The following is a 21838-nucleotide window of genomic DNA, read 5'->3' as shown; positions in this document are numbered from 1 at the left end:
GAACGAATGGACTTTCTGCCCACGACCCAGACCCGCCGCCTCGCTGTGATTGCGGGGGTGATCGGTTGCGGAGTTGTTGCTTCCGCTTCTGTGGTCGAGATGCTCCAACCCGTTGCTGTTCAAGCTCAGAACACTCCTTCTTTGATGGAGTTTCGCTGGGAAAGCGATAACAACTATCGCAAGTTGTACTACGTCCAAACCAGCACCCGCACGCGCGAGCGCTCGGATTACTACCTGATGCTTCGGCCGAAAGATCGCAAAACCGCGATCCTGAAGCTCACCATCACGATTCCTGATTACTTCAACGCAAAGATCCGCCCCAACAAGTTGAAGCTCTGCAAGATGAAGAAGGGCGGCATGCTCAGCAGAAGCCGTTGCGAAGAGACCATTCCAGCCGTTTTCGAGGTCAGTGAGAACCAAACTGCCATTGAGGTTTTCCCCGAAACTCCCATCCCAACCGAAGACACCTACGCCGTGTCCATGACGATCTTTAATCCCAATAAAGCTGGAATGTTTCAGCTCAATGCTCTGGCCCAGGCGCCTGGGGATGTCCCCGTGGCCGGCTATTTGGGGAGCTGGAACTTCAGTATCGACTAAGCATTGGCTGATAAGCTCTTCTACTGATGAAGGGCTGGGCGCCAGAGTGAATCCATGACCAAACGAACTTTTGGTGGCACCAGCCGTAAGCGGAAACGCGTTTCCGGTTTCCGTGTTCGCATGCGCTCTCACACTGGCCGTCGCGTGATTCGGACCCGTCGCAAGCGTGGACGTTCACGCTTGGCTGCTTGAGCTTGATCAGCAACGCTTAACCCCTTGAGGGGTGACGTTTGAACGAATTCGATGGTGCTTCCGACGTCCATGCGATTGCGCGGTCACCGCTGTTTCGATCATCTGCATCGCAGGGGTCAGCGCTTCCACGGCACGTTGATGACCCTGCGTAAAGCCTCAGCGATGCCGAGACTTCTACGTAGGAATTGTCGCCCTGTCGAGGAGAAGGGAGCAACGGCGGTGTGTCGATGCGCTGTGGTCGTCAGTAGCAAGGTCAGCAAACGGGCCGTCGTCCGCAATCGGCTCAGACGCCTGCTGCATGACCACTTGCGTGAACATTTTGAGCAGTCGTTTAAGCACGCCAACACCTGGGTTTTGATCAGTCTTAAACCCGGCGCAGAGGCCAAAGATGCCCCTGTCCTGGAAGAATGCGACAGATTGCTCCAACAAGCGGGGTATTAGCCATGCCAACGTCCATCCAAGAAGAGACCTTCTACGAAGGGGGTCCAGCTCGCGGCGACTTGATTTTTAATCTGTTGCTTGGGCTGACACTGATCGGTCTGCCCTTTGCGGTTGGAGCGATTGTTCGCGCGGTTTGGTTGCGTTTCAACATCACCACCCGTCGAATTTCGGTCACTGGCGGCTGGATGGGACGGGATCGCAGTCAGGTGGTCTTCAGTCAGGTGCGTGAAGTCCGCAGCGTGTCCCGCGGCTTTGGCGCCTGGGGAGACATGGTTCTTGTCTTGACAGATGGATCACGTCTGGAGCTGCGCTCCGTCCCACGGTTCCGGGAGCTCGAGGCTTTCATCGAAGAGCGCATCCGTGCCCGACGTGAAAATGCGAGTGCGAAAGAGGAAGACAACAAGGGCTTCGCGGCCTGAGTTAGGTGTTCGCCTCAAGCGAATTTCCACAGAAGCCCTTGTGCTGTTGCACACTGGCAACAACATTCATCAATCACTCGGAACGCCATTGTGATCGGGTACATCTCCGACAATCTGTTGCTGCCAATCCTGGATTTTTTCTACGGATTGGTTCCAAGCTATGGCTTGGCGATCGTGGCCCTCACGGTGGTGATTCGCCTGGCTTTGTTTCCTCTCAGCGCAGGCTCGATTCGTAGCGCCCGGCGCATGCGCATCGCCCAGCCTGTGATGCAGAAGCGTCAGGCTGAGATCAAGGCCCGCTACGCAAGCGATCCCCAAAAGCAACAAGCCGAACTCGGAAAGTTGATGAAGGAGTTCGGCAGTCCTCTGGCGGGCTGCTTGCCACTGCTCGTTCAGATGCCCATTTTGTTTGCGCTGTTTGCGACGTTGCGGGGATCACCCTTCGCGGATGTGCCATACACCCTCAATCTCAAGGTGCTTCCCGCTGATCAGATTGCCGCTGTTGAGCCCAAGCCTTTCACCAGCGCCAGCCATTCGATCTTCATTACGGAAACGAATCACGTCCCCATCATCGCGAGCCTTCCCGGCGGCACCAAGATCGGGGCTGGAGACTCCGCCACGATTCAGCTCGAGACGCGCAGTGGAGAGAGTTTCCGCGATGTGATTTCGGGTGTTGATAACGGCCAAAGATTCCTTCCCAATTGGACGGTCACCAAGGGAGAGGGCGTTGTCAGCGTGAGTGAGACGGGAACGATTACGGCTCTCACGACCGGCGATGCAACGGTTGAAGGAAAAATCACAGGTTTGGCCGCCCGCAGCGGCTTCTTGTTCATCAAGGCCCTCGGTCAGGTTGGTTTTTACACCGAGGGGGCGATCAATTGGGACATCGCCATCCTGATTGGTGCCTTCGGTCTCAGCCTGTTCGCGTCACAGCTTCTCTCTGGCATGGGGATGCCCGCCAACCCCCAGCAGTCCACGGCTAACAAGATCACTCCAGTGATGATCACGGGGATGTTCCTGTTCTTCCCACTCCCTGCTGGTGTTTTGCTCTACATGGTGATCGCCAATATTTTCCAAGCCCTGCAAACGTTCCTGCTCACGCGTGAGGCTCTGCCTGACAACCTTCAGTCGATCCTTGATGATCAAAGGCTGAAGAATTCCCAGCCTGCAGCGGCCTCTGCGGGTGGTGGATCCAGCTCTGGTCGGATGCCCTTCGAGCCCAAAGGCGGAAACAAATGATTCCTGGGCTCGAGCCCGTTCCCCTTCGCGAGCTGCAAGCTCTTGGGTCTGTTCGTGATTGGGAATTCGAGGGCCAACTGGATGAGCTTCCCTCCCTAACCCCCGTTCGCGGCAATCTCCAGGCCGAGCACCGCGTCAATATTCTCGAGGTTTCCGGCTCAGCTCAGACCATCGTTTGCCTTTGCTGCGATCGCTGTCTGAAGCAGTTCAACCGCAAGTTGTCCACGCAGGTGAATGAGCTGATCTGGCTTGGCGATCCTGAAGCTGCAGAGGCGATGGCTGAGCAGGGCCTCGATGCGTCTTCAGTGGATGGACTTGTGGAAAGTCTTGATCCAAGGGGCAGCTTTGAACCAGAGCGATGGGTGTTCGAGCAATTGAGTCTTCAAATTCCAGCCGTCAATTTTTGCGGTGATGACTGTTCAGGCATGCCTCAAGCGGCCAACCAAGAGCCCCCTGCTTCGCTGTCGGCCGCGGCCGATCCGCGTTGGCAGGCACTGTTGAACCTGCGCGCTGATGTCGGCGAGGAGTCGGAGGTATCCCGTGACTGAACAGTGGGCCCAAGAACTCGATCTGCTCATTCGCGCCGGCACTCCTCTGATCTGGATTCGCAGCCACGAGGAGGAGCGCGTTGAATCTCTTTTGAGTCAAGCGGCCGAACGCTTGCCAGGCCGGCGACTGGCGTCATGGGACTTTGTGAGTGGCCTTTCAGGTGTCCTTGGCAGCGAGGGACTCGGAGCTCGTCAGCCGATGGTTGTTCTGCAGTGGTTGCAGGATCTCGATGGCAACAGTCCCACGCTGTTTCTGCTCAAGGATGTGCATCGCTTTTGCGATGACCCGGGGATCGCCCGCATGCTGCGCAATCTCACGAGTTTGTTGCGTGGACGCCCTCATACCCTTGTGCTCGGTTGTGGCAGCTGGACTCCGCCCCCAGATTTAGAAGAAGCCCTCACCCTGCTCGACCTGCCCCTTCCCCAAGAACAGGAGTTGATGACCCTGCTTGGCAATATTTCGAAGGCAACAGGATCGCCCCTCAATAGCGAGGTGCTTGAGGAGCTCACCCATGCCTGCTGTGGATTGAGTGAATCACGGGTGCGTCACGTGGCGGCGAAGGCGTTGGCTCAGCGCGGCGAGCTCGGCCGCCAGGACCTTGCTGATGTGCTGGAGGAGAAGCGTCTCGCCCTGGCGCGTAGCGAAGTGCTGGAGTTCTGTCCTACCGACGCCACCCCCGCCGATATTGGTGGGCTGGAAGCTCTCAAGCAGTGGCTCGAGCAGCGCCACCGTGCCTTCAGTGATGAGGCCAGGCGCTTTGGCTTGCCCCTCCCTCGGGGTGTGCTCTTGGTAGGGCCGCAGGGAACGGGTAAGTCGCTTACGGCGCGAGTGATCGCCCACAGCTGGTCCATGCCCCTCCTGCGTTTGGATGTGGGTCGGCTTTTTGCCGGACTCGTTGGCGCGAGCGAAGCACGCACGCGCGAAATGATTCAAAGGGCTGAAGCGATGGCTCCCTGTGTGCTTTGGATTGATGAAATCGACAAAGGATTTGGCAGTGACGGCCGCAGCGATGGCGGAACCAGTCAGCGGGTCTTGGCCACCGTTCTGACCTGGATGGCGGAGAAAACATCTCCAGTGTTTGTGGTGGCCACCGCCAATGGAGTGGATCGGCTGCCCGCTGAACTGCTCAGAAAGGGCCGCTTCGATGAGATTTTTCTCCTCGATATGCCCGCTCGCTCTGAACGTCAGAGCATCATGGAATTGCACATCGGTCGCAGACGGCCAGGGCTGCGCCTTCCCGTTGAAACCGTCGTCGACCGGACGGAGGGGTACTCCGGAGCAGAGCTCGAGCAAACGGTGATTGAAGCCATGCACCTGGCCTTTGCTGAGGGCCGTGAATTGGCGGAGTCCGATTTGATTCAAGCTGCGGCTCAATTGGTTCCTCTGTCGCGTACCGCCAAAGAACAATTGGAAGGCCTGAAGCAATGGGCGAGTAGCGGCCGGGCGCGTCCAGCTTCATTGCGACTGGTAACGAACCCTGACAGGGCGTAACGAACCAGGGGCATGGGCCCAGACAAGGTTTGGCGACCTCCGTATGTTTCGTCAATAGCGCCCCTTTGTCCGTGAATCGTTTTTCGGATCTCACCACCCAACTCGCTGCTGCCTGTCTTGGTGCCGGTGTGATTACAACCGTTGCGGTTGCTCAGGGGCAGAATCCGATTACAGCCCTCGGCATCACCTTGTTCTCGGCTGTTGCCGCGGTGATGGTTGGACAGGTTCTCTAGGAACGTTGATCATTTGATCTGAACCGAGACGTAGGCTTTTCAGCCTGCCCTCTTCAGAACTTCCGTGCTTGACCAGCGCCTGGTGCGTGACAACCCCGAACTGATTTCCCGTGAGTTGGGACGGAGGGGGATGGATGTTGATCTCACAGGTCTTCAGCTGATTGCACAGCAGCAACGCGATCTCGAGGAGCGTCGCAGCAGCCTTCAAGCCGAGGGCAACCGCATTGGCAAACAGGTTGGTCAGCGCATTCAAGCCGGGGCCGATCCAAAAGGGACTGAAGTTGCTGAACTTCGCCTGCAGGGCAACCAAATCAAGCAGAAGGTTGCCGTGATCGAGGATGAGGAGAAGCAACTCACGGCACGGTTGCGTGAGGAACTCCTTAGCTACCCGAATCTGCCGTCAGAGGCTTGTCCAGACGGTCGCAGCGAGGACGACAACAAAGAGGTTCGTCGCTGGGGTGATCCCAGGGTTGAAGACGGACTGATTGAGCATTGGCAAATCGCCGAGCAGCTGTCTTTGCTCGATACGGAGCGGTCCGTCCGAATTGCCCAAAGTCGCTTTGTGACCTTGTTTGGGCAAGGCGCTCGGCTGGAGCGAGCGCTCATCAACTTCATGCTGGACCTGCACACGGGGAAGGGCTACCGCGAAGTGCTTCCTCCGGTTTTGGTCAACAGCGCCAGCCTGATGGGATCAGGTCAACTGCCCAAATTTGCTGAAGAAAGCTTCCGTTGCGCGGAGGATGACCTCTGGTTGACACCCACCGCAGAGGTTCCGCTCACCTCGCTGCATCGCGACGAAATTATTCCTTCGGATCAATTGCCCCTGCGCTACGTGGCCTATAGCCCCTGCTTTCGCAGGGAAGCCGGTAGCTATGGACGGGACACGCGGGGGCTGATTCGCTTGCATCAGTTCAACAAAGTTGAGCTGTATTGGTTCGTCCATCCCGAGCGCTCTGAAGAAGCGCACGCCCAAATCACCGCCGACGCCGAAGCCGTGCTTCAGGCCCTGGACCTGCCCTATCGCGTGCTTGAGCTCTGTACGGGGGATCTGGGTTTCTCCGCCGCCCGCACCTATGACCTCGAAGTTTGGTTGGCAGGTGCAGGTGCGTTTCGGGAAATCTCCAGCTGCAGTGTCTGTTCCGATTTCCAGGCTCGTCGCTCCTCTATCCGCACGAAAGACGGCAAGACCACACGGTTGGTTCACACGCTCAATGGCAGTGGCCTCGCGATTGGCCGCACCATGGCGGCTCTGCTTGAGAACGGGCAACAGCCAGACGGGAGCGTGAAGCTTCCCCAGGCTTTGGTTCCGTACTTCGGTTGCGATCGTCTCCAGCCAGAATGAATCGATTAATGGATCCGATATGAACGTTCTGGCAGCACTGTTGGTTCTGGGGCTGCTGATCGTGATCCATGAGGCTGGTCACTTTCTTGCGGCCAGATTTCAGGGCATCCGCGTGAATGGATTTTCGATTGGATTTGGACCTGCCCTATGGAAACTCGAGCGTGGAGGTGTGACCTATGCCTTGCGCGCCCTTCCTCTTGGTGGCTTCGTGTCCTTCCCCGACGACGAGGAAGACAGTCCCATCCCTGCGGATGACCCTGACCTTCTTCGCAACCGCCCGATCCCACAGAGAGCCCTGGTCATTAGTGCAGGGGTGCTGGCCAATTTGTTGCTCGCTTGGCTGGTTCTCGTCGGCCATACCGCTCTGGCAGGAGTGCCCGGTGATCCTGACCCTGGGGTGATGGTGATGGCTGTTCAGCCGGGTGAACCCGCTGAGAAAGCAGGCTTGCAACCCGGTGATCAAATTTTGAGCATCGAGGGATTGTCCCTGGGTCGTGGCGAGAAGGCCGTGAAAGACGCCGTGACGCCCGTTCGCGACAACCCCTCTCGAGCCCTTTCACTTGAGGTGCAGCGAAATGGATCGCTTCGAGTGATTGCGCTCACTCCGGAGGACCATCAAGGCCAAGGACGCATCGGTGCCCAGCTCCAGGCCAACTTCAGTGGATCCACGCGCGCTGTCCATGGCGTGGGTGAAGCGATCGCAAGTGGATCAGAGCAGTTCTCTGGACTGTTGCAACGCACGGTGTCCGGATATGGAGCCTTGTTCACTGATTTTGGAACGACAGCTCAGCAGGTGAGTGGGCCGGTCAAGATCGTGGAGATGGGCGCCCAACTCTCCAGTCAGGGCGGAAGTGGTCTCGCCCTGTTCATGGCGTTGATTTCGATCAACCTCGCAGTGCTCAATGCCCTCCCATTGCCCCTTCTTGATGGAGGGCAGTTGGTGTTCATCCTTTTGGAGGGAGTGCGCGGACGGCCTATCCCAGAGCGCTTTCAGCTGATTGTGATGCAATCCAGCTTTTTGCTCGTGGTTGGCCTGAGTGTGCTTTTGATCGTGCGCGATACCAGTCAACTCACGGTTGTTCAGCGCTTGCTTGGTCAATGAACAGATAGAGTGAGAGATCAAGACGTCCGATCTGAACTCGCTGCATGGCCAAGAAGTCGATGATTGCCCGCGATGTGAAGCGGAAAAAGATAGTTGAGCGCTTTTCGGAAAGGCGCGCAGCCCTGATGGCTGCGTTTCATGCGGCTAAGGATCCTATGGAGCGTCTTGAGATCCACCGCAAGATCCAAGGGTTACCTCGTAACAGCGCCCCCAACCGTGTGCGCAATCGCTGCTGGGCCACTGGCAAGCCCCGTGGCGTGTATCGCGATTTTGGCCTGTGCCGTAACCAGCTCCGTGAGCGTGCACACAAGGGTGAACTTCCCGGTGTTGTGAAGTCCAGCTGGTGATTGGAGTTCACTCTCTCCCAATTGATTCGACGAAGAGGTGAGTCATCACCTCTTTTTTTTGACCTTTTTTATGGCGACGGATCTGTTGGATTTTGTGGATCTAACCGGGTAACCCCAGCAGTGGGTTCCGCTCAAATGTAAGAATCAGAATTGACAGAAAGACATAAACCAACGTGCAAGGTCAGACGCAGTCGATCTCCTTTGACGGTCGGGAGATACGGCTGACCACTGGGCGGTATGCCCCTCAAGCCGGTGGCTCGGTGATGATTGAGTGCGGGGATACCTCCGTATTGGTCACGGCTACACGCTCCACAGGTCGAGACGGAATTGATTTTCTTCCGCTGATCTGTGATTACGAAGAGCGTCTCTACGCAGCAGGCAGGATTCCTGGAAGTTTTATGCGGCGTGAGAGTCGCCCCCCTGAGCGAGCCACGTTGATTTGCCGACTCATCGATCGGCCGATGCGTCCGTTGTTTCCAAGTTGGCTGCGGGACGATTTGCAGATCGTTGCAACCTGCATGTCTCTGGATGAGCGGGTTCCAGCTGATGTCCTCGCGGTGACGGGTGCCTCCATGGCCACCCTGCTGGCAAAGATCCCCTTCTATGGGCCGATGGCCGCTGTTCGCGTCGGTCTGCTCGGTGATGATTTTGTCCTTAATCCCAGTTATCGGGAGATTGAGCGAGGCGATTTAGACCTCGTTGTCGCTGGCACTCCTCAAGGTGTGGTGATGGTGGAAGCCGGCGCGAATCAGCTCCCAGAGGGAGATGTGATTGAAGCGATCGACTTTGGTTATGAAGCCGTCTCTGAGTTGATCAAAGCTCAGCAATCCATCCTGAAAGAGGCTGGGATCGAGCAAGTGATTCCAGAGGCTCCTGAGCAAGACAAAACGCTGCCGGTTTATTTAGAGAAAGCTTGCAGCAAGGCGATTGGTGAGGTGCTCGGCCAGTTCGAGCAGACCAAGGCTGAGCGTGACGAAAAGCTGGATGCCATTCGCAGCACAACGGCGGAAACGATTCAGGGTCTCAAGGACTCTGATCCCGTCCGCGTCGCGGTGAGTGCCAACGGCAAGGCCCTACCGAACAGTTTCAAAGCGCTCACCAAAACCTTGATGCGCCAGCAGATCCTTAAGGACGGCAAACGGGTGGATGGTCGCAACCTTGATCAGGTGCGTCCGATCAGCGCCGCTGCGGGAGTGCTTCCGAAGCGCGTGCATGGCTCAGGTTTATTTCAACGCGGTCTTACCCAGGTGCTGTCGACCGCAACCCTCGGCACCCCAAGTGATGCCCAGGAGATGGATGACCTCAATCCAAGCAACGAAAAAACCTACCTTCACCACTACAACTTCCCGGCTTACTCCGTCGGTGAGACCCGTCCCATGCGCTCTCCTGGACGCCGCGAGATTGGTCACGGTGCCTTGGCTGAGCGCGCCATCGTGCCCGTTCTTCCTGCGAAAGACACCTTCCCCTACGTGGTGCGTGTTGTCAGCGAAGTGTTGAGCTCCAATGGCTCCACTTCGATGGGTTCCGTCTGTGGAAGCACATTGGCTCTGATGGATGCCGGCGTTCCTCTGAAGGCTCCTGTGAGTGGTGCGGCCATGGGCCTGATTAAGGAGGGTGATGAGGTCAAAATCCTCACTGATATCCAAGGCATTGAAGACTTCCTTGGCGACATGGACTTCAAAGTGGCGGGTACTGATAAGGGGATTACTGCTCTGCAGATGGATATGAAGATCACGGGTCTCCCTGTGAGCACCGTGGCTGATGCGGTGAATCAGGCTCGCCCTGCGCGTCTTCACATCCTCGAAAAGATGATGGAGGCGATTGAAAGCCCACGGGAGGGTCTCTCTCCTCACGCCCCTCGTTTGCTGAGTTTCCGCATTGATCCTGAGTTGATCGGTACTGTGATCGGCCCTGGTGGTCGCACCATCAAGAACATCACGGAGCGAACCAACACCAAGATCGACATCGAAGACAGTGGCATTGTCACCATTGCCTCCCATGACGGTGCCGCGGCAGAGGAAGCTCAGAAGATCATTGAAGGCCTCACCCGCAAGGTGAATGAGGGCGAAGTGTTCACGGGCTCCATTACCCGCATCATTCCGATCGGAGCCTTTGTGGAAATTCTTCCCGGCAAAGAAGGCATGATTCACATCTCACAGCTTTCTGAGGCACGGGTCGAAAAAGTTGAAGATGTTGTGAAGGTGGGAGATGAAGTCACGGTGCGCGTGCGTGAAATTGACAATCGCGGCCGTATCAACCTCACCCTGCGTGGCGTTCCTCAGAACGGCGAGTCTCCTGACTCACAACCTGCTCCGACACCCGTAGCGCCCCTCTCCTGAGAGGCGCCCGCCCAGGCTCAGACCTGAAAACCGGGATCAATCACTTCCATGGCCTGTGCCCCTTTCTTACACAAAGTGGCATGGGCTTTTCCATGGCTAGCGATCAAACAGCCTGCCTGGCGAACATCGCCGGTGTTGTAGGTGAGCTCTCTGCCGTCTGCATGGGTGAAGGCACCTCCAGCTGCGAGTAGCACCGCTTCTGGAGCGGCCATATCCCAATCTTTCGGAGCACTTTTCCCAGAGAGGGAAATGTATAAATCGGTTTCGCCGCGAAGGATGGTGGCCACTTTGCAGCCAACACTGCCCACGGCCTTGGAGTCGCCAAGTTCCAGGGCGGTAATCAACTGCTCAAGTCGCTGATCTCTGTGACTGCGGCTTGCCACCAAGATCAGCTCATGGGTGACCGTTCGCTCACTGAAACGAACTGGCGCTCGTTCTCCGGAGCGGTTTTCGCACCATGTCCCCTCACCCACGACCCCAATCCAAAGCTCTTCCGCCTCGGGGAGCAGCACCACCCCAAGGACTGGCCGCTGCTGATGCACCAAGGCCAGATGCACGGCGTATTCGCCTGTGCCTTGGAGGAAATCCTTGGTCCCATCGAGTGGGTCCAAAATCCATAGCCAATCCGCCGCCAAGGGTTGCCCCTCCGTCAGTTTTTCTTTGGCTGTTTCCTCACTGAGAAGGGTCCAAGCGGCGCTTGGGAAGGATTGTTTTAAGCCATCCAGCAGCCATTGATTGACGGCAAGATCAGCAGCGGAAACAGGACCTTCTCCGCCGTTGTCAACGCTCAGGGCTTTCGAAAAACCGTGGGGTGGTTGTTCTCCACGGGCATAGGCGCGCAGGATGTCGGCAGCCCCCCAGCTGAGGGGGCGAAGAACCTTTAAAACATCTTCCAGGTTGATACCGGCAAGAAGGGTCGGCGAGCTCGGCATCATGGTTTGATCTGGGCTGAGCCATTGTGAAGCAACGCGCTGAACCTGAGGCTGGCGTGCTTTATGTCGTAGGGACTCCGATTGGCCATCTCGGTGACCTGTCGCCTCGTGCGCGTGATCTGTTGATCGCTGTGGACACCATTGCTTGCGAGGACACGCGGCACAGCGGACAGCTGCTGAGCCGTATCGGTTCAGAGGCTCGACGGTGTTCCTTCCATCAGCACAACACCCGCACGCGGATTCCCCAGTTGTTGCTGGAATTGGAAGAGGGCCGCAGCGTGGCGGTGATCAGTGATGCCGGTTTGCCAGGGATTAGTGATCCTGGGCAGGACTTGGTCGCTGCTGCGCGTGCGTCTGGCTGTGAGGTGATTTCTATTCCTGGCCCTTGCGCGGCGACGACGGCGCTGGTGAGCAGCGGGCTTCCTACCGACCGGTTTTGTTTCGAGGGGTTTCTTCCGTCCAAAGGCAGAGAACGCCGGGACCGACTGGCCCTCATCGCAATGGAGCAGCGCACCAGTGTGATTTATGAGGCCCCTCATCGTTTGTGCCAACTGCTGGAGGAGTTGTTTGAGCTTTGCGGTGAGGAGCGATCGTTACAAGTGGCTCGAGAACTCACGAAGCGGCATGAGCAACAGGTGGGGCCAACCGTTGGCGCGGCGCGGATGCATTTTCAAGAGCACCCCCCCCAAGGGGAATGCACTGTGGTGTTGGGAGGAGCCCCACCCCTCGAGATCGAAGCCTTAAGCGACACGCAGTGTTGTGAGCAGTTGTTGGCACTCACCGCCGAGGGGATGAGTGCCAAGGATGCGGCCAAGCTGTTGTCCAGTCGGATTGGACGTTCGAAACGGGAGCTTTATGCGTTACTTCACGCTGTGAGCGAACCGTCAGACTGATCAAGTCAAAAGCGATTGCGATGCTGATCCGGCTACGACTGCTGCTGTTGAGTTTGGGGAGTGGGCTAACGCTGCTGTTAGTGCTCTGCCTTGGTGCACAAAATCTGAATGATCGCTATCGCCTCAACCTTGGCGTTGGTCGGTCTGCCCCCCTTCCCTCCGGCTTCATTGTTGGCGTCAGCTTGGTGCTCGGAATCATCAGCGGTGGCAGTGTGGCTGCGGTGTTGGCGCCAGCGCCTGATTCAGACCCAGACCGCTGAATCATGACTTGAGTGAAAAGAGGGATCCTTCAACCACTAAATGCGTGATGCCACGGGCAAGCAGGTAGGACGATGTTTGCTCAAAGACTTGGGTGTCTGGCACTTTGATCACCCGCTGACTGCGGCCGCATTGGCGTTTGGCAGCACGTGGACTTGCATAGAGGCATAAAGCCTGGCGTTGCTGCTCTGAGGGGTCACTCAGGCCCAATTCAGGGAACTCACTGAGCGGCCGTGGGTCCAGCTCCACCGTTTTGTCGACAAGCATGTAGACGCTGTCTGGCAAAAGTTCAGAGGCGAAGGGCCGGCAAATCACTTCTTGGGTGGTGACCTGTGGGAGGTCCACCGGGAGCACGGCTATCTCATGGAAAACATTTTCATCGTCCGTGTTGAAGGTTTCGTTGTCGTCGAGATCGGCGCCACCGAAATCTTCGGCATCATCGAGCGCGAGGATTTGGCCATCACCATCACCATCTTCATCTTCAACAGCATCGCCATCAGCTTCACTCCCCACGCTCTCTTTGCTGCCCTCCGCGTTGGTGCTTGGTGCTGAGTTAGGCACGCTGCTTTCTGAAGCAGAGCTCTCTAAAGCCGTCCCTTTGGCAGCACGCTGGATTTTGAGCTCGGCGTATTCATCAGCGCTCAACAAAGACCGAACGGTGCGACTCACCGTGTTTGCGCTGCATCCGAAGGCTGCCGCGATATGAGCGCTTGTTTCTCCAGCGCGGTACCGCTCCACAATTTCCTGCTTGTGGCTGTCGTTAAGCCGGCTGGGGGCCATCGTCTGTACCGCACAGTTTTCAAGCTTAAGCGGGGTGGTGGACGCCAACTGTCAAAATGGCCTGATGCTCCCTTAGCTCAGCTGGATAGAGCAACTGCCTTCTAAGCAGTCGGTCGTCGGTTCGAATCCGCCAGGGGGCGTTATGGCTTGAGGGGATTCAGCAAAAGCTGAGCCCCTTTTTTATTCCCAAGCGCGGTGTGAAGCGTTTTCCTTTGGCTGGCTGCTGTTACGAGTCTTGCCGCCGACAGGATGCTCAGCTTTGGGGCGCTGCGATCTTGACGCCTTCCTTGGTCACAATCTCGACGACCTTGTTCATGTCATCAAGCTCCTTTTCATTGGCCTTGAGGCTCTTAAAGACAGACTCCACCCCGCCAGGTTGGCCGATCATGACGTAACGGCAGAAATCGCCCTTAGGCGTTGGCGCATGAACCGTACCGGCTTTCACTAAATAGGATTCGCCAGTGGCAACGATGGTTGGGTGCCCTCCAATATTGAGGTTTAGTTCTCCCTCTAAAACCACATAGTTTTCATTCCAGTCGTGGGTGTGAGGGGGCTGTCCAACGCCACCAGGTGTCGCAAACTCAGCAACGCTGTATTTGCCATCGGTCTGGTCTGCCGTTAGGCGAAGGGTGATTGAATCACCAAGCACGTTGCAAACCTCAGGCTTTTTGTTGAAGAGGGCAAACATCTAACTAGAAATAAATACTTACTTGTGCACCTTCTGTGACGTCGCCAAGGATTTGTGTGTCTAAAAGCACGTTCTAAGCAGTCCGCCAAGCGCTTCTTCCTGGGTCAGCCGTAGTTGGCCTGGCGAATCATCTCAAAATCGATCCCCACAACTTTCGTTAGAACGAAGTAGAGACCCCATGCTGCGACGTTGGCTCCGATGACCCAGGCAAAAGTCGTTCGTCTGGCCTTTTTGCTGTCTTCGTCCATGCGTCAATGTCTCTTGATCTTGAGGCTACGGAAGGAGGGGACTCCATGTTGAGTTTTCCCTGGGCTGGGCACATGCGGACGCGCTGATTGACACCCACAAGGTTGATGGCCTAGCGCAAGCCGATCTGGTCTTGGCCGCAAAGCTGAATGGAAGTGACATTTAGACGCTTCCATTCATAAAGCTATCTCTGCTTCAACAAATGCACTCAAAAAGTACGAGTTTGGCATCATATAGAGGATGCTTGGCTTCAGCCTTAATGTCCGATCAGGGTGCAGCTTGGCGTGTTGATCAATCCATGAGCGGCCTTGCGTGTGTCGTCCATTGGCTGAAGCACGGTGCTTAGCGTTTCACTATCACGGATTGCTTCAAGAATCAGGATGCTTCCATAAAACACGATTTGGAAGTTCCAGGACTCGAAGCCAGGGAGAGTGAAGTTCATGGATTCGAGAGATGGGTTCGATGGATTCACCATCTCTCGAATCCATGGCTTCTGTGATGACAGGTATCAAGCTCTGCTGTGATGTTGCTCACGTTGTTTTTCATCCTTTCACCCATGTCAATGTCGATGCGAGTGTCTTCTGTTGTATGAAATGCCTCTTGCTGCTTGTTTCGCTGATGGGAACATCAGCCCTGGCTCAGAATTTTCAAACGATTGATCGCGTTGATGGTTGGTTGATTGAGCGCAAGGTTGATCGTGAACAAAATCATGTTTGCCGTGCATCGTTGCCTGGTGGTGGATCGTGGTTCTCTGCCCGGGTTCGTCTGGATCTCAATGACGCACTCGTGGTTCCAAAAGGATTGACCACACCCAATACGGCATCGGTTGATTCGGCGCGTAAGGCGCTGCATCTGTGCCGATCCAGTCTTCTCTACTTCTAAGCAGATCTGCGCTGAATCAGTTGGGGGCTGCGTGGGGGCTGGGTGCTTTGAAAGCGCTGTATTGGTTCTCAGGATTTCCCAAAGATCTTCTCCAGAGCATGACGTTCGTTTTGGAGTGAATTGGCTCCCCTTGATTTCAAAGCGCCCATGGGTCTTGGCTGCCGTGGACGATTTAAAAAGACCTTGCTGAGCCACCAAACCTGAAGGCCAAGAAACAGGACAGCCACCAGCCCCAGTGCAATTGCGCCCTGCATTAGTAGTGCTTGCCCCGGTTCTCAATGGCATCCCGTTTAAAGCACTCCAACTCCTCAGGCGTATGAAGCGGAGGCTTCTGCGTTTTGCCTGTCAGTCGCTTAAGAAGCCGTAGGAGACGTTTCATTTCGTCAGTTTGGCTCGGGCCGTGAAGATGGGGTTTGTGATTATCACGACTTGCAGTGTTTCACCACTGTGGTTCCACAGAGCATGGTCAAGGTTATGTCTCAAGACAGGCGCTTGAAACGTGGGCCGTTACCCCATGGACCAAGCCAGAGATAGCGCTCTGTGACCTGTTTGAGAGTGCCCCATTTCTGGCGACCAGTGGTGCCGCGGATTGTCAGCACGTCGTCTTGAAAATGCAGCTCCAACAGCGTTCCCATCAGAAGCTTCGGCAGCGGTTCCGCATCAATGACCACTGGGCTGACAGAACGGCTTGTAAAGCCGTTCTGCATCACCAGGGTCATCTGCACACGTTGGGTGCCATTGCCTCCCATACAACCCAGGTCGCCAGTCCAACCCACCAGCCAGATAGCTCCAAAACCATCTTGAATTCCAGGCTCCAACTGGACCTTGGCGTACTGGCTGGGGCTCTCCTCATGAATTTGGCAAGCCACTGTCTTGCTGTAGCGGCGCACAACATCCTGTGCACTGAGCCCTGGCTCGTTGGCCATCACCACTTGCATTGGAGCGATGGCAGAAAGCACAGCTGCCAAGATCGCAGTCTTGGTTCCCATCAACGAGCAGCAACAGCTTTCTCTATGTAGCAATCATTCTCAGGGCTGTTTCAGGACAGAGTTGGCGCGTGCAGCTTGCCTCTAGGGCACGTACAAAGCCAACGTCTTATTGATTTCCTTCTTTATTCCGTTTAGCCCTTGTTTTATTGCAAAGGTTGCTCGTTTAAAGATGTGCGTGTCAGCTAACGATCATAGCTGGAACGAAAATGTCCCTGAGGTTCTCCAATCGTCGATCGAAATTGAGCTGATCGGGCATTTAGTCACCGGAACCAATGGCACGTTTTGAGCCGCTGTTTAGGAACAGGAAATGCCGAAGCACTGTTAAAAAGTGGTAAAAACTTTGTTGATATTAAGTTGCCACGCTATGGTAATTAAAATGGATGTAATTATGGATCTCCGTACGGCAGGAGTTGTTATCCAGATCCTTAAATTGATGGCTGTGTCGGACGGGAACATGGCACCTGAGGAGCAGGAGCTCTTGGAATCTCTTGGTAAGCGTTATCTCAAAGAAGCCGCCATTCCGTCTTGGGCCGCAGCCTTCAGCCATCCCAATGATTTGGAGGTTTTGGCGGAGGAAATCCCTGAAGAATGTAGAGCTCTCACGGCAAAATTGTCCTACATGGTGATTGCCTCCTCTCGGGATGCTTACCAATTCACTGTTAACTCCGAAGAGCAAAAGGCTTTTACCCGTCTTTGTGACACTCTTGCCCTTGATCAAGACACCCAGAACGAGCTGATTGTGGAGGCGAAAAATGAGCTCGCTAAACGTCCAGGCCTCTGGGAAGTCCTGTCTTCGAGTTTTTCTTCTCCATTCAGAATGGGCGATTCCCCAGGCCCATGAAGATCGCGATGGGATTTGTCCAGGCTTTCTTTCATTCAGCGGCTGCCCTGCCTTAGCCCTTCCTCCAGATTGACTCTCGGTGTCACCAGGGTTTTCATGACGCCAGGTGTGCGGAGACGCTCCTCCTGTTGAAGATGCGCTGCATCTGCTGGGGAGGTGGCCGCGACGGCTCTCAAATGGCGATCGACTGACAAGAGGACAATCGGCTAGGTGGCCTAGTCTGCCAAGCGAAATCCAGAAAGCAAGGCTTTCTCCGCCGCAAAAGCCTCGCTGTGGAGGGGCGTGAAGCCTGCGGGGTGTCGACGGAGGCTGAACCATTTTTATTTCGCTATAGATAAATAGAAAGATTGCGCTGGAGCCAAAAAATGTTCACTGTTAAGCGTTTTTCATGAAATTGAGTAAACAGGCCGCTCATAATGACCAGATTGATAGTTTTCTAAATATTGGAGCTTCAGATTCCCTTTAGATTCTTTGGAGCGTTGCTGGTGGGTTCCTCCCTCCTTTCTATGGCAAGTTCGAAAAAAGAGTTGGCACTGCTTGGAAGCACGTTCCTTTTTGGTTATGGGGCCTTAGAGCTTGCGCTGCGTTTCGGTGGTTACTAAGACCACCCTGCAGCCCCAATGGCTTCATGGCTTCACGCTTTGACTGGGCTCTCTTTTTGTCGAGACCCCCTTATTCGATTCGTTCAATAGCGTCTGTAAGAACTAGCTAAAAGGCAGAGCTGACTCGCTCGCGATCGACTGTATGGCGGCTGCATTCTTCTTCCTGAAAGATGTTGCCTACTAGAATCAAAAGAAAAGGATCCGTGAATAAAGCTGCCGCGCTCCCCCTTCTTTTTCTTTTTGCTCAGCCGCTGAGCGCGCATGCGACAGAGTTATACGGTCAGGAGTTTTTTCAAAGTCCTCCCAGAAATATTTCGATCCACAATTCATATTCCAATGCCTATCAGAGGTCCTATCCCGTTATCTCATTAGAGCTACCCGCAGATGCTGGGGCGAATCTCAAAAGAATTGCCTTGTCGCAAATTAATGGCACTGAGAAGTGGAAATGGCGGGGTAAGGATCTCACTGTTTATTCTGGCTTTTATGATATGCGTAAGCGTGGAGAAAAGGGTCTTGCAAGTCTCCAGTCCAATGATGAGAGTGGAATCACTGAGATCATCTTCAGTCCTTCCATTAAGCCTGGTCAGATTATTAGCGTTGTGATCCCAAGTATTAATCCTAGGCAGGGGGTTTACGAATGGTCGGCAAGTTTTTATCCCGAATCTCCTTCCCTGCCGCCCTCGCAAACGCTTGGCCCAGTCCTGCGTTTGGACATTTATAGATCAAACATTCGCTTCTAATCGTAATTGCAGTTGATTTCTTTGATGGAGTGCTGCTTCCTTTGCAAAATCTGCTAGCGGTTGGATTGGTATGGGGCTGGCTGGGAATTTTAGGGAGTCTGCCCTTGTCTCTAAAAAGATTCAATATGGTTTAGGCGTGGCCTAACCAAGAGCTTTTATGACTTCTAGTCGAATCACACATCTCCTTTTGGCGGCTCTGGTTATTACGCAAGTGCCCAGTTGCATCAGTTTCATTCAGGCTCTCAATCGCTATGAGTCGCCTGAGGCTGCGCTTAGGGCTTGCAGTCAATGGGCGGAGAGTGCCGGCCAATACACCGTGAAGAGAACAGGGATTTGGACCAGTTACGCGCAGTCTCCAGTGCGCTTGTGCCGTAAGGAGGGCGATCACTACGTTGGATCTGAGATCCCTCTGGATGGAGCCAAGGAGATTGGTCAACGCCCTGATGACCCCAAAGGTTTTCTTTTTGACAGTGTCCCTAAAGCCGAGGATTCAGGGAAGCGTTGGGGTTTTAGGCGCAACAAGTGGTCAATCACCATTCCTCTCTGAAGTAACGATCCCGTTGCTCAGCAGAAACCCAAGGTCTGGCAGGGCTTGGGAAGGGCTTGACCAACCGATTCAGATGCCCTAGAACGCGAGCAGTGGTTCAGGCGTACTAGTGAGTATTGATCACCCTCTCCAGGGCAAGAGTCCGTTTGCGAGCCAGGATATTCCCGCATTTTTGAGCGTTAGTTCTGGTGACTTTGTCATCGTGCAGGCGGAGAGGCGGGTGGCTCGAAAGGTCGATGACAATTGGTGGATGGGACAGGTGGTGTTCTGTGAGGGGGGAGCTAGGGATCCGATGGTGAACACAATGTTTCAAGTTTCAGATGTTGATGATGGCGTGATTCATTGGGTGAACGGTGATGAGGTCACGCACATTGTCCGATCACTGGATGGTCTGCAGCTGATGGCATAAATCACGAGTTTTTGATGGTAAGGGCCTTGCGGATGCCTTTCTTAAGCAAGAGGCTTCACTCTGGCTTTAGGTTTTATTGGCAATAGCGGATGACAAATTGAGTGGTGTTATTCGTTGTGGAGATGAATAAACGAGGCGGTCATTAAAGGTGTGAAGAGTTTTCTCTTTAGGCCTTCTTTCTTGGAATTTTATTGCTTTTTCTCAAGGTTGAGATGAATCCCCTTCTTTTTCATGCTGTCAGGCTCAGTCCTTGAGGCCCCAGGTTTCTTGCAGGTCCACCAGCTGTTGATTGGCAACGCTGAAATAGTCGATGGCGAGTAAGTCCTGCTTGCATTCCCGTCCGCGCCGCAGGGCGTGGGCGACTCGCTCCGGCGTGCCCGCGCTAGAGATTTGGTGCGGATGGCTGCCGGCGACGACACTGTCAAAGAGTCCTCCCTCGTACATCGCCATCACGCCTAAAAACCAGAGCGTTGAGCCCGGGACGCTGCTGCTGGCAGCTCCAAATGCGGCGTTCTCTACCTCTCCGATGACATCCACGTTGTATCCACCCAGGACGTGAAGCCAATCGTGATGCGCAAGGGCGGCATTGGCACCGCCGAGCTCCCCAGGGGTGGTGAAGCCATGGCTCTGATAGTGCTGCCAAACAGCAGCTCCTAACGTGCCTGCCGGCAGCTGGGCAAGGGAGCGCCATTGAGCGGCCAGCTCGGGATCTTCCTTCACCGTGAAGGTCCATGCTTGCGACCCATGCTTCTCGAGTAGTCCTTCAAATTCGGCTTTTTGCAGGTCCTCTTCTCCCATTCAGAACAGCCGATAAAAATCACTCTGGGCTTGAGCCCTGGCTTGGGTGGCTACATCTCGGGCCAAGACAAGGGATCGATCATGGACGTTGAGTTGCTCTGCCCAGTGTTCCAACGATCGCTCCAGTTCGGCTGGGATGGGATTGACCATCATTTCTGTCAGGACGAGCAGCTCGATCAGCTCTTGCCGCTGTAGGGGGTCTGGAAAAATCACTCCGGCCTCTGCCACGCTCAGGCCGCGGATTTGTTCGAAGTTGATCTCCACTTCCAGAAGCTCACGGAAGATCAAAGACAGGAAGTGGGGCTGGAACGCTGAACACCAACCACTGGGGAGTCGCATGGCACCGACAACAGCGGCTGCAAGTTCTTCGGCTTGTGCGATGGAGGTATGAGCGAGAAACATGCTGCCGAAACTCCCTGTTGGTTCACTACTTTGACTGGAGAGGGAAGAGCATTCGGGAATGGAACAGGGAAAACAAGCTGAGATCTGATTCCCCATGCCTGAAGCCCCTTGGCTCGCATTCGTGTGCTTCCTAGATACCGAGCCCTCGAATCAATGAATGCTGGATCGCTAGGTGTGTTTGGATCACCAGCTGAAGCTCTAATTTGCTCGAAAGCATGGCCAGAACATCAGAGATTGATGGATGCCCTGAAGGGCTTTGGGAATGAAGCCTGTTTGGCTGATTGTGCAGGATGGGGCCGTTTCTGATTCGCCTCAATACGGCTTGCTAAATGCAATGATTCTGGATTGAGCACGATCAACGTAGCTTTGCCATCCGGTCGACGCTAGAGCCGATGATCTCAACAACGAATGCGTCCATGCCGTCGTGATCGATGCCAGGATTGAGTCGAAAGAGGAACGCATTCACCCAGGCCGTTTCTTTGTTGTTGATTTCATGGCCGCGGTCAACAAATCCTGGCTTTTGCCGAAAGAGATGCAGTAGCACCTCCAGCACATCTTGGGATGAGAGATTTTCGGGATCGATGAAAGGTAAGTTTTCCCTCACGTCCGTCAATGAAATCGAGGCCGAATAGTCGAAGTCCTTTGATATCACTTCAGATGGAGAGGCATTGATTCTTGAAGATCGTAGCGATCGCTCCCTCTCAGCCAACGTTGGAGCTCGATGGCTGGATCGCCAACCAGCACTACTTTGTGTTGAGGACCTTCCAACCTAAGTAGCCGGCACCGCCAAGGAAAATGATCGGAAGGATGGCTTTGATGAATCCCAAAGCCACCCAAACCAGCAAGAGCCCGGCACCGATCCCGAGACCGGTCTTCTTAACCATCGCTTGGCTTTCGTCAGTCATCGTTTCCCATTTGGGTAATGGCATGTCTGCATCTGCTGTGTCTTCCCTTTATGCCCCAATCTTTGCTTGGTGTCATGTTTTTTGCGCAAACCGGCGTGAACCTCATTAATGTTCAGCGCTGGTGCTAAGCAAATCCAATCGGGTCAATGCATTAAAATGAAATGCAAATTAATTGTATTGTAGGTCTTGTAAATCAAGACGTTTAAAGGTGGGAATTTATGTTAAAAGTGGTATATCAAAAAAACCAGCGGATGCTGATCAGGAAAAGGAAAATAATTGATCCTAGGTGATTTGCTTCGCTACACCAAGGCGAATTTGGGAGAGATTGTTGTAGCGATGCTAATTGGTAAAGAGAGATTGATTGAAGAATTGAAGTAGCATTTACTGCTGGTTACCCAGCCGCTCGATTAAAGCCAAAATGAGAACTTGTCTGAGCTTCTATCTCTTGACGCATTCGCGAAATAGCTTCTCTTGCGAAGGCCTTTTCATTTTCTTGGGCTGTGATGATGGCTTTGGTGATTTCACGAAGTTTGCCGATGTCGTCGCAAGCATCAATCTCTCTAAAAGCCGCTTCGAGCTGGAACTTTTGTTCAATCGACAAGCGATGATTGGTCATTGGCTCGATCATTCTCTAA

At 54.7% G+C, this 21838-nt stretch carries 33 protein-coding genes and 1 tRNA gene; 20 read left to right on the top strand and 14 right to left on the bottom strand.

Features of this window, described 5'->3' with window-relative positions; translation table 11 throughout:
* The first annotated feature begins 6 nt into the window (after positions 1-6).
* From SYN8016DRAFT_RS06215 to SYN8016DRAFT_RS06165, 12 genes are all read left to right on the top strand, one after another.
* Positions 7-597 (top strand): DUF2808 domain-containing protein, encoded by a 591-nt coding sequence (locus SYN8016DRAFT_RS06215; RefSeq protein ID WP_006853479.1) that lies wholly within the window; start codon positions 7-9, stop codon positions 595-597.
* Positions 598-651: 54 nt separating this feature from the next.
* Entirely contained in the window at positions 652-789 is a 138-nt protein-coding gene (rpmH, locus tag SYN8016DRAFT_RS06210) for a 50S ribosomal protein L34 (protein WP_011620012.1), read from the top strand.
* A 51-nt stretch (positions 790-840) separates the two neighbouring features.
* The gene (gene rnpA / locus SYN8016DRAFT_RS06205) at positions 841-1230 is read left to right on the top strand and encodes a ribonuclease P protein component (RefSeq protein WP_006853478.1); all 390 of its coding nucleotides are present in this window, start codon (positions 841-843) and stop codon (positions 1228-1230) included.
* Positions 1231-1232: 2 nt separating this feature from the next.
* Positions 1233-1649, top strand: a complete 417-nt coding sequence (locus SYN8016DRAFT_RS06200; protein WP_006853477.1) for a PH domain-containing protein — start codon at positions 1233-1235, stop codon at positions 1647-1649.
* 90 nt (positions 1650-1739) lie between these two features.
* Entirely contained in the window at positions 1740-2888 is a 1149-nt protein-coding gene (yidC, locus tag SYN8016DRAFT_RS06195; protein WP_006853476.1) for a membrane protein insertase YidC, read from the top strand.
* Positions 2885-3436: a DUF177 domain-containing protein gene (locus SYN8016DRAFT_RS06190; RefSeq protein WP_006853475.1), complete on the top strand. Its 552-nt coding sequence runs from the start codon at positions 2885-2887 to the stop codon at positions 3434-3436. Before yidC ends, SYN8016DRAFT_RS06190 begins: the two co-directional genes overlap by 4 nt.
* Positions 3429-4928 carry an AAA family ATPase gene (locus SYN8016DRAFT_RS06185; protein WP_038013465.1) on the top strand — a complete coding sequence of 500 codons (1500 nt, stop codon included), beginning with the start codon at positions 3429-3431 and terminating at the stop codon, positions 4926-4928. Before SYN8016DRAFT_RS06190 ends, SYN8016DRAFT_RS06185 begins: the two co-directional genes overlap by 8 nt.
* Positions 4929-4999: 71 nt before the next feature.
* Complete coding sequence (locus SYN8016DRAFT_RS15525; protein ID WP_006853473.1) at positions 5000-5161, top strand: hypothetical protein; 162 nt, start codon at positions 5000-5002, stop codon at positions 5159-5161.
* Between the two features lie 64 nt (positions 5162-5225).
* Positions 5226-6503 (top strand): serine--tRNA ligase, encoded by a 1278-nt coding sequence (gene serS / locus SYN8016DRAFT_RS06180; RefSeq protein WP_006853472.1) that lies wholly within the window; start codon positions 5226-5228, stop codon positions 6501-6503.
* A 19-nt stretch (positions 6504-6522) separates the two neighbouring features.
* On the top strand, positions 6523-7605 hold the full coding sequence (gene rseP, locus SYN8016DRAFT_RS06175) for an RIP metalloprotease RseP (RefSeq protein WP_006853471.1): 1083 nt from the start codon (positions 6523-6525) through the stop codon (positions 7603-7605).
* Positions 7606-7649: 44 nt separating this feature from the next.
* Entirely contained in the window at positions 7650-7952 is a 303-nt protein-coding gene (gene rpsN, locus SYN8016DRAFT_RS06170) for a 30S ribosomal protein S14 (protein WP_038013462.1), read from the top strand.
* Positions 7953-8125: 173 nt separating this feature from the next.
* Positions 8126-10291: a polyribonucleotide nucleotidyltransferase gene (locus SYN8016DRAFT_RS06165; RefSeq protein WP_006853469.1), complete on the top strand. Its 2166-nt coding sequence runs from the start codon at positions 8126-8128 to the stop codon at positions 10289-10291.
* A gap of 17 nt (positions 10292-10308) precedes the next feature.
* Here SYN8016DRAFT_RS06165 and SYN8016DRAFT_RS06160 read toward each other — a convergent pair whose 3' ends face one another.
* Positions 10309-11226, bottom strand: coding sequence for a 3'(2'),5'-bisphosphate nucleotidase CysQ (locus SYN8016DRAFT_RS06160; protein ID WP_006853468.1), 918 nt, complete (start codon positions 11224-11226; stop codon positions 10309-10311).
* Between the two features lie 23 nt (positions 11227-11249).
* On the opposite strand from SYN8016DRAFT_RS06160, the gene rsmI reads away from it, so the two are divergent.
* Positions 11250-12116, top strand: coding sequence for a 16S rRNA (cytidine(1402)-2'-O)-methyltransferase (rsmI, locus tag SYN8016DRAFT_RS06155; protein ID WP_006853467.1), 867 nt, complete (start codon positions 11250-11252; stop codon positions 12114-12116).
* Positions 12117-12136: 20 nt separating this feature from the next.
* Positions 12137-12376 carry a hypothetical protein gene (locus SYN8016DRAFT_RS06150; RefSeq protein WP_006853466.1) on the top strand — a complete coding sequence of 80 codons (240 nt, stop codon included), beginning with the start codon at positions 12137-12139 and terminating at the stop codon, positions 12374-12376.
* Position 12377: 1 nt separating this feature from the next.
* On the opposite strand, the gene SYN8016DRAFT_RS06145 is transcribed toward SYN8016DRAFT_RS06150, so the two are convergent.
* On the bottom strand, positions 12378-13154 hold the full coding sequence (locus SYN8016DRAFT_RS06145) for a helix-turn-helix domain-containing protein (RefSeq protein ID WP_006853465.1): 777 nt from the start codon (positions 13152-13154) through the stop codon (positions 12378-12380).
* A gap of 66 nt (positions 13155-13220) precedes the next feature.
* Here SYN8016DRAFT_RS06145 and SYN8016DRAFT_RS06140 point away from each other — a divergent pair.
* A tRNA-Arg gene (locus tag SYN8016DRAFT_RS06140) sits at positions 13221-13294 on the top strand.
* A 113-nt stretch (positions 13295-13407) separates the two neighbouring features.
* Here SYN8016DRAFT_RS06140 and SYN8016DRAFT_RS06135 read toward each other — a convergent pair.
* From SYN8016DRAFT_RS06135 to SYN8016DRAFT_RS06130, 3 genes are all read right to left on the bottom strand, one after another.
* Positions 13408-13842, bottom strand: a complete 435-nt coding sequence (locus SYN8016DRAFT_RS06135; protein WP_006853464.1) for a cupin domain-containing protein — start codon at positions 13840-13842, stop codon at positions 13408-13410.
* A gap of 104 nt (positions 13843-13946) precedes the next feature.
* Positions 13947-14090: a hypothetical protein gene (locus SYN8016DRAFT_RS15520; protein ID WP_006853463.1), complete on the bottom strand. Its 144-nt coding sequence runs from the start codon at positions 14088-14090 to the stop codon at positions 13947-13949.
* A gap of 254 nt (positions 14091-14344) precedes the next feature.
* The gene (locus tag SYN8016DRAFT_RS06130) at positions 14345-14530 is read right to left on the bottom strand and encodes a hypothetical protein (protein ID WP_006853462.1); all 186 of its coding nucleotides are present in this window, start codon (positions 14528-14530) and stop codon (positions 14345-14347) included.
* Positions 14531-14550: 20 nt separating this feature from the next.
* On the opposite strand from SYN8016DRAFT_RS06130, the gene SYN8016DRAFT_RS06125 reads away from it, so the two are divergent.
* Positions 14551-14970 (top strand): hypothetical protein, encoded by a 420-nt coding sequence (locus tag SYN8016DRAFT_RS06125; protein ID WP_006853461.1) that lies wholly within the window; start codon positions 14551-14553, stop codon positions 14968-14970.
* Positions 14971-15038: 68 nt separating this feature from the next.
* On the opposite strand, the gene SYN8016DRAFT_RS06120 is transcribed toward SYN8016DRAFT_RS06125, so the two are convergent.
* The 3 genes from SYN8016DRAFT_RS06120 to SYN8016DRAFT_RS06115 all read right to left on the bottom strand — a co-directional run bounded on the left by SYN8016DRAFT_RS06120 (position 15039) and on the right by SYN8016DRAFT_RS06115 (position 15959).
* Positions 15039-15224 (bottom strand): hypothetical protein, encoded by a 186-nt coding sequence (locus tag SYN8016DRAFT_RS06120; RefSeq protein WP_006853460.1) that lies wholly within the window; start codon positions 15222-15224, stop codon positions 15039-15041.
* Positions 15224-15349, bottom strand: coding sequence for a hypothetical protein (locus tag SYN8016DRAFT_RS15950; RefSeq protein WP_255445021.1), 126 nt, complete (start codon positions 15347-15349; stop codon positions 15224-15226). Before SYN8016DRAFT_RS15950 ends, SYN8016DRAFT_RS06120 begins: the two co-directional genes overlap by 1 nt.
* A 100-nt stretch (positions 15350-15449) precedes the next feature.
* Positions 15450-15959 carry a hypothetical protein gene (locus SYN8016DRAFT_RS06115; RefSeq protein WP_006853459.1) on the bottom strand — a complete coding sequence of 170 codons (510 nt, stop codon included), beginning with the start codon at positions 15957-15959 and terminating at the stop codon, positions 15450-15452.
* 433 nt (positions 15960-16392) lie between these two features.
* Here SYN8016DRAFT_RS06115 and SYN8016DRAFT_RS06110 point away from each other — a divergent pair, with 433 nt between their 5' ends.
* Positions 16393-16800, top strand: coding sequence for a hypothetical protein (locus SYN8016DRAFT_RS06110; protein ID WP_253909792.1), 408 nt, complete (start codon positions 16393-16395; stop codon positions 16798-16800).
* A 35-nt stretch (positions 16801-16835) separates the two neighbouring features.
* Here SYN8016DRAFT_RS06110 and SYN8016DRAFT_RS15315 read toward each other — a convergent pair whose 3' ends face one another.
* Positions 16836-16994: a hypothetical protein gene (locus SYN8016DRAFT_RS15315; protein WP_159098306.1), complete on the bottom strand. Its 159-nt coding sequence runs from the start codon at positions 16992-16994 to the stop codon at positions 16836-16838.
* A gap of 611 nt (positions 16995-17605) precedes the next feature.
* On the opposite strand from SYN8016DRAFT_RS15315, the gene SYN8016DRAFT_RS06105 reads away from it, so the two are divergent.
* The 3 genes from SYN8016DRAFT_RS06105 (at position 17606) to SYN8016DRAFT_RS06095 (ending at position 19098) form a co-directional block, all read left to right on the top strand.
* Positions 17606-18142 (top strand): DUF2808 domain-containing protein, encoded by a 537-nt coding sequence (locus tag SYN8016DRAFT_RS06105; protein WP_141561386.1) that lies wholly within the window; start codon positions 17606-17608, stop codon positions 18140-18142.
* Between the two features lie 187 nt (positions 18143-18329).
* On the top strand, positions 18330-18689 hold the full coding sequence (locus SYN8016DRAFT_RS06100) for a hypothetical protein (RefSeq protein ID WP_159098305.1): 360 nt from the start codon (positions 18330-18332) through the stop codon (positions 18687-18689).
* Between the two features lie 172 nt (positions 18690-18861).
* On the top strand, positions 18862-19098 hold the full coding sequence (locus SYN8016DRAFT_RS06095; protein ID WP_371212436.1) for a DUF3104 domain-containing protein: 237 nt from the start codon (positions 18862-18864) through the stop codon (positions 19096-19098).
* Between the two features lie 243 nt (positions 19099-19341).
* Here SYN8016DRAFT_RS06095 and SYN8016DRAFT_RS15730 read toward each other — a convergent pair whose 3' ends face one another.
* From SYN8016DRAFT_RS15730 to SYN8016DRAFT_RS06070, 5 genes are all read right to left on the bottom strand, one after another.
* Positions 19342-19896 (bottom strand): hypothetical protein, encoded by a 555-nt coding sequence (locus SYN8016DRAFT_RS15730; protein ID WP_006853453.1) that lies wholly within the window; start codon positions 19894-19896, stop codon positions 19342-19344.
* Complete coding sequence (locus SYN8016DRAFT_RS15725; RefSeq protein WP_006853452.1) at positions 19897-20298, bottom strand: hypothetical protein; 402 nt, start codon at positions 20296-20298, stop codon at positions 19897-19899.
* Between the two features lie 355 nt (positions 20299-20653).
* Positions 20654-21007, bottom strand: coding sequence for a hypothetical protein (locus SYN8016DRAFT_RS06080; protein ID WP_253909791.1), 354 nt, complete (start codon positions 21005-21007; stop codon positions 20654-20656).
* Between the two features lie 34 nt (positions 21008-21041).
* Positions 21042-21203: a hypothetical protein gene (locus SYN8016DRAFT_RS06075; RefSeq protein WP_253909790.1), complete on the bottom strand. Its 162-nt coding sequence runs from the start codon at positions 21201-21203 to the stop codon at positions 21042-21044.
* A gap of 391 nt (positions 21204-21594) precedes the next feature.
* A complete protein-coding gene (locus tag SYN8016DRAFT_RS06070) occupies positions 21595-21819 on the bottom strand; it encodes a hypothetical protein (protein ID WP_170952809.1) in 225 nt (74 codons plus the stop codon).
* Positions 21820-21838 lie beyond the last annotated feature (19 nt).

Source organism: Synechococcus sp. WH 8016 (assembly GCF_000230675.1).
GTDB lineage: Bacteria > Cyanobacteriota > Cyanobacteriia > PCC-6307 > Cyanobiaceae > Synechococcus_C.
This window is presented reverse-complemented; position numbering and strand designations above follow the sequence as displayed.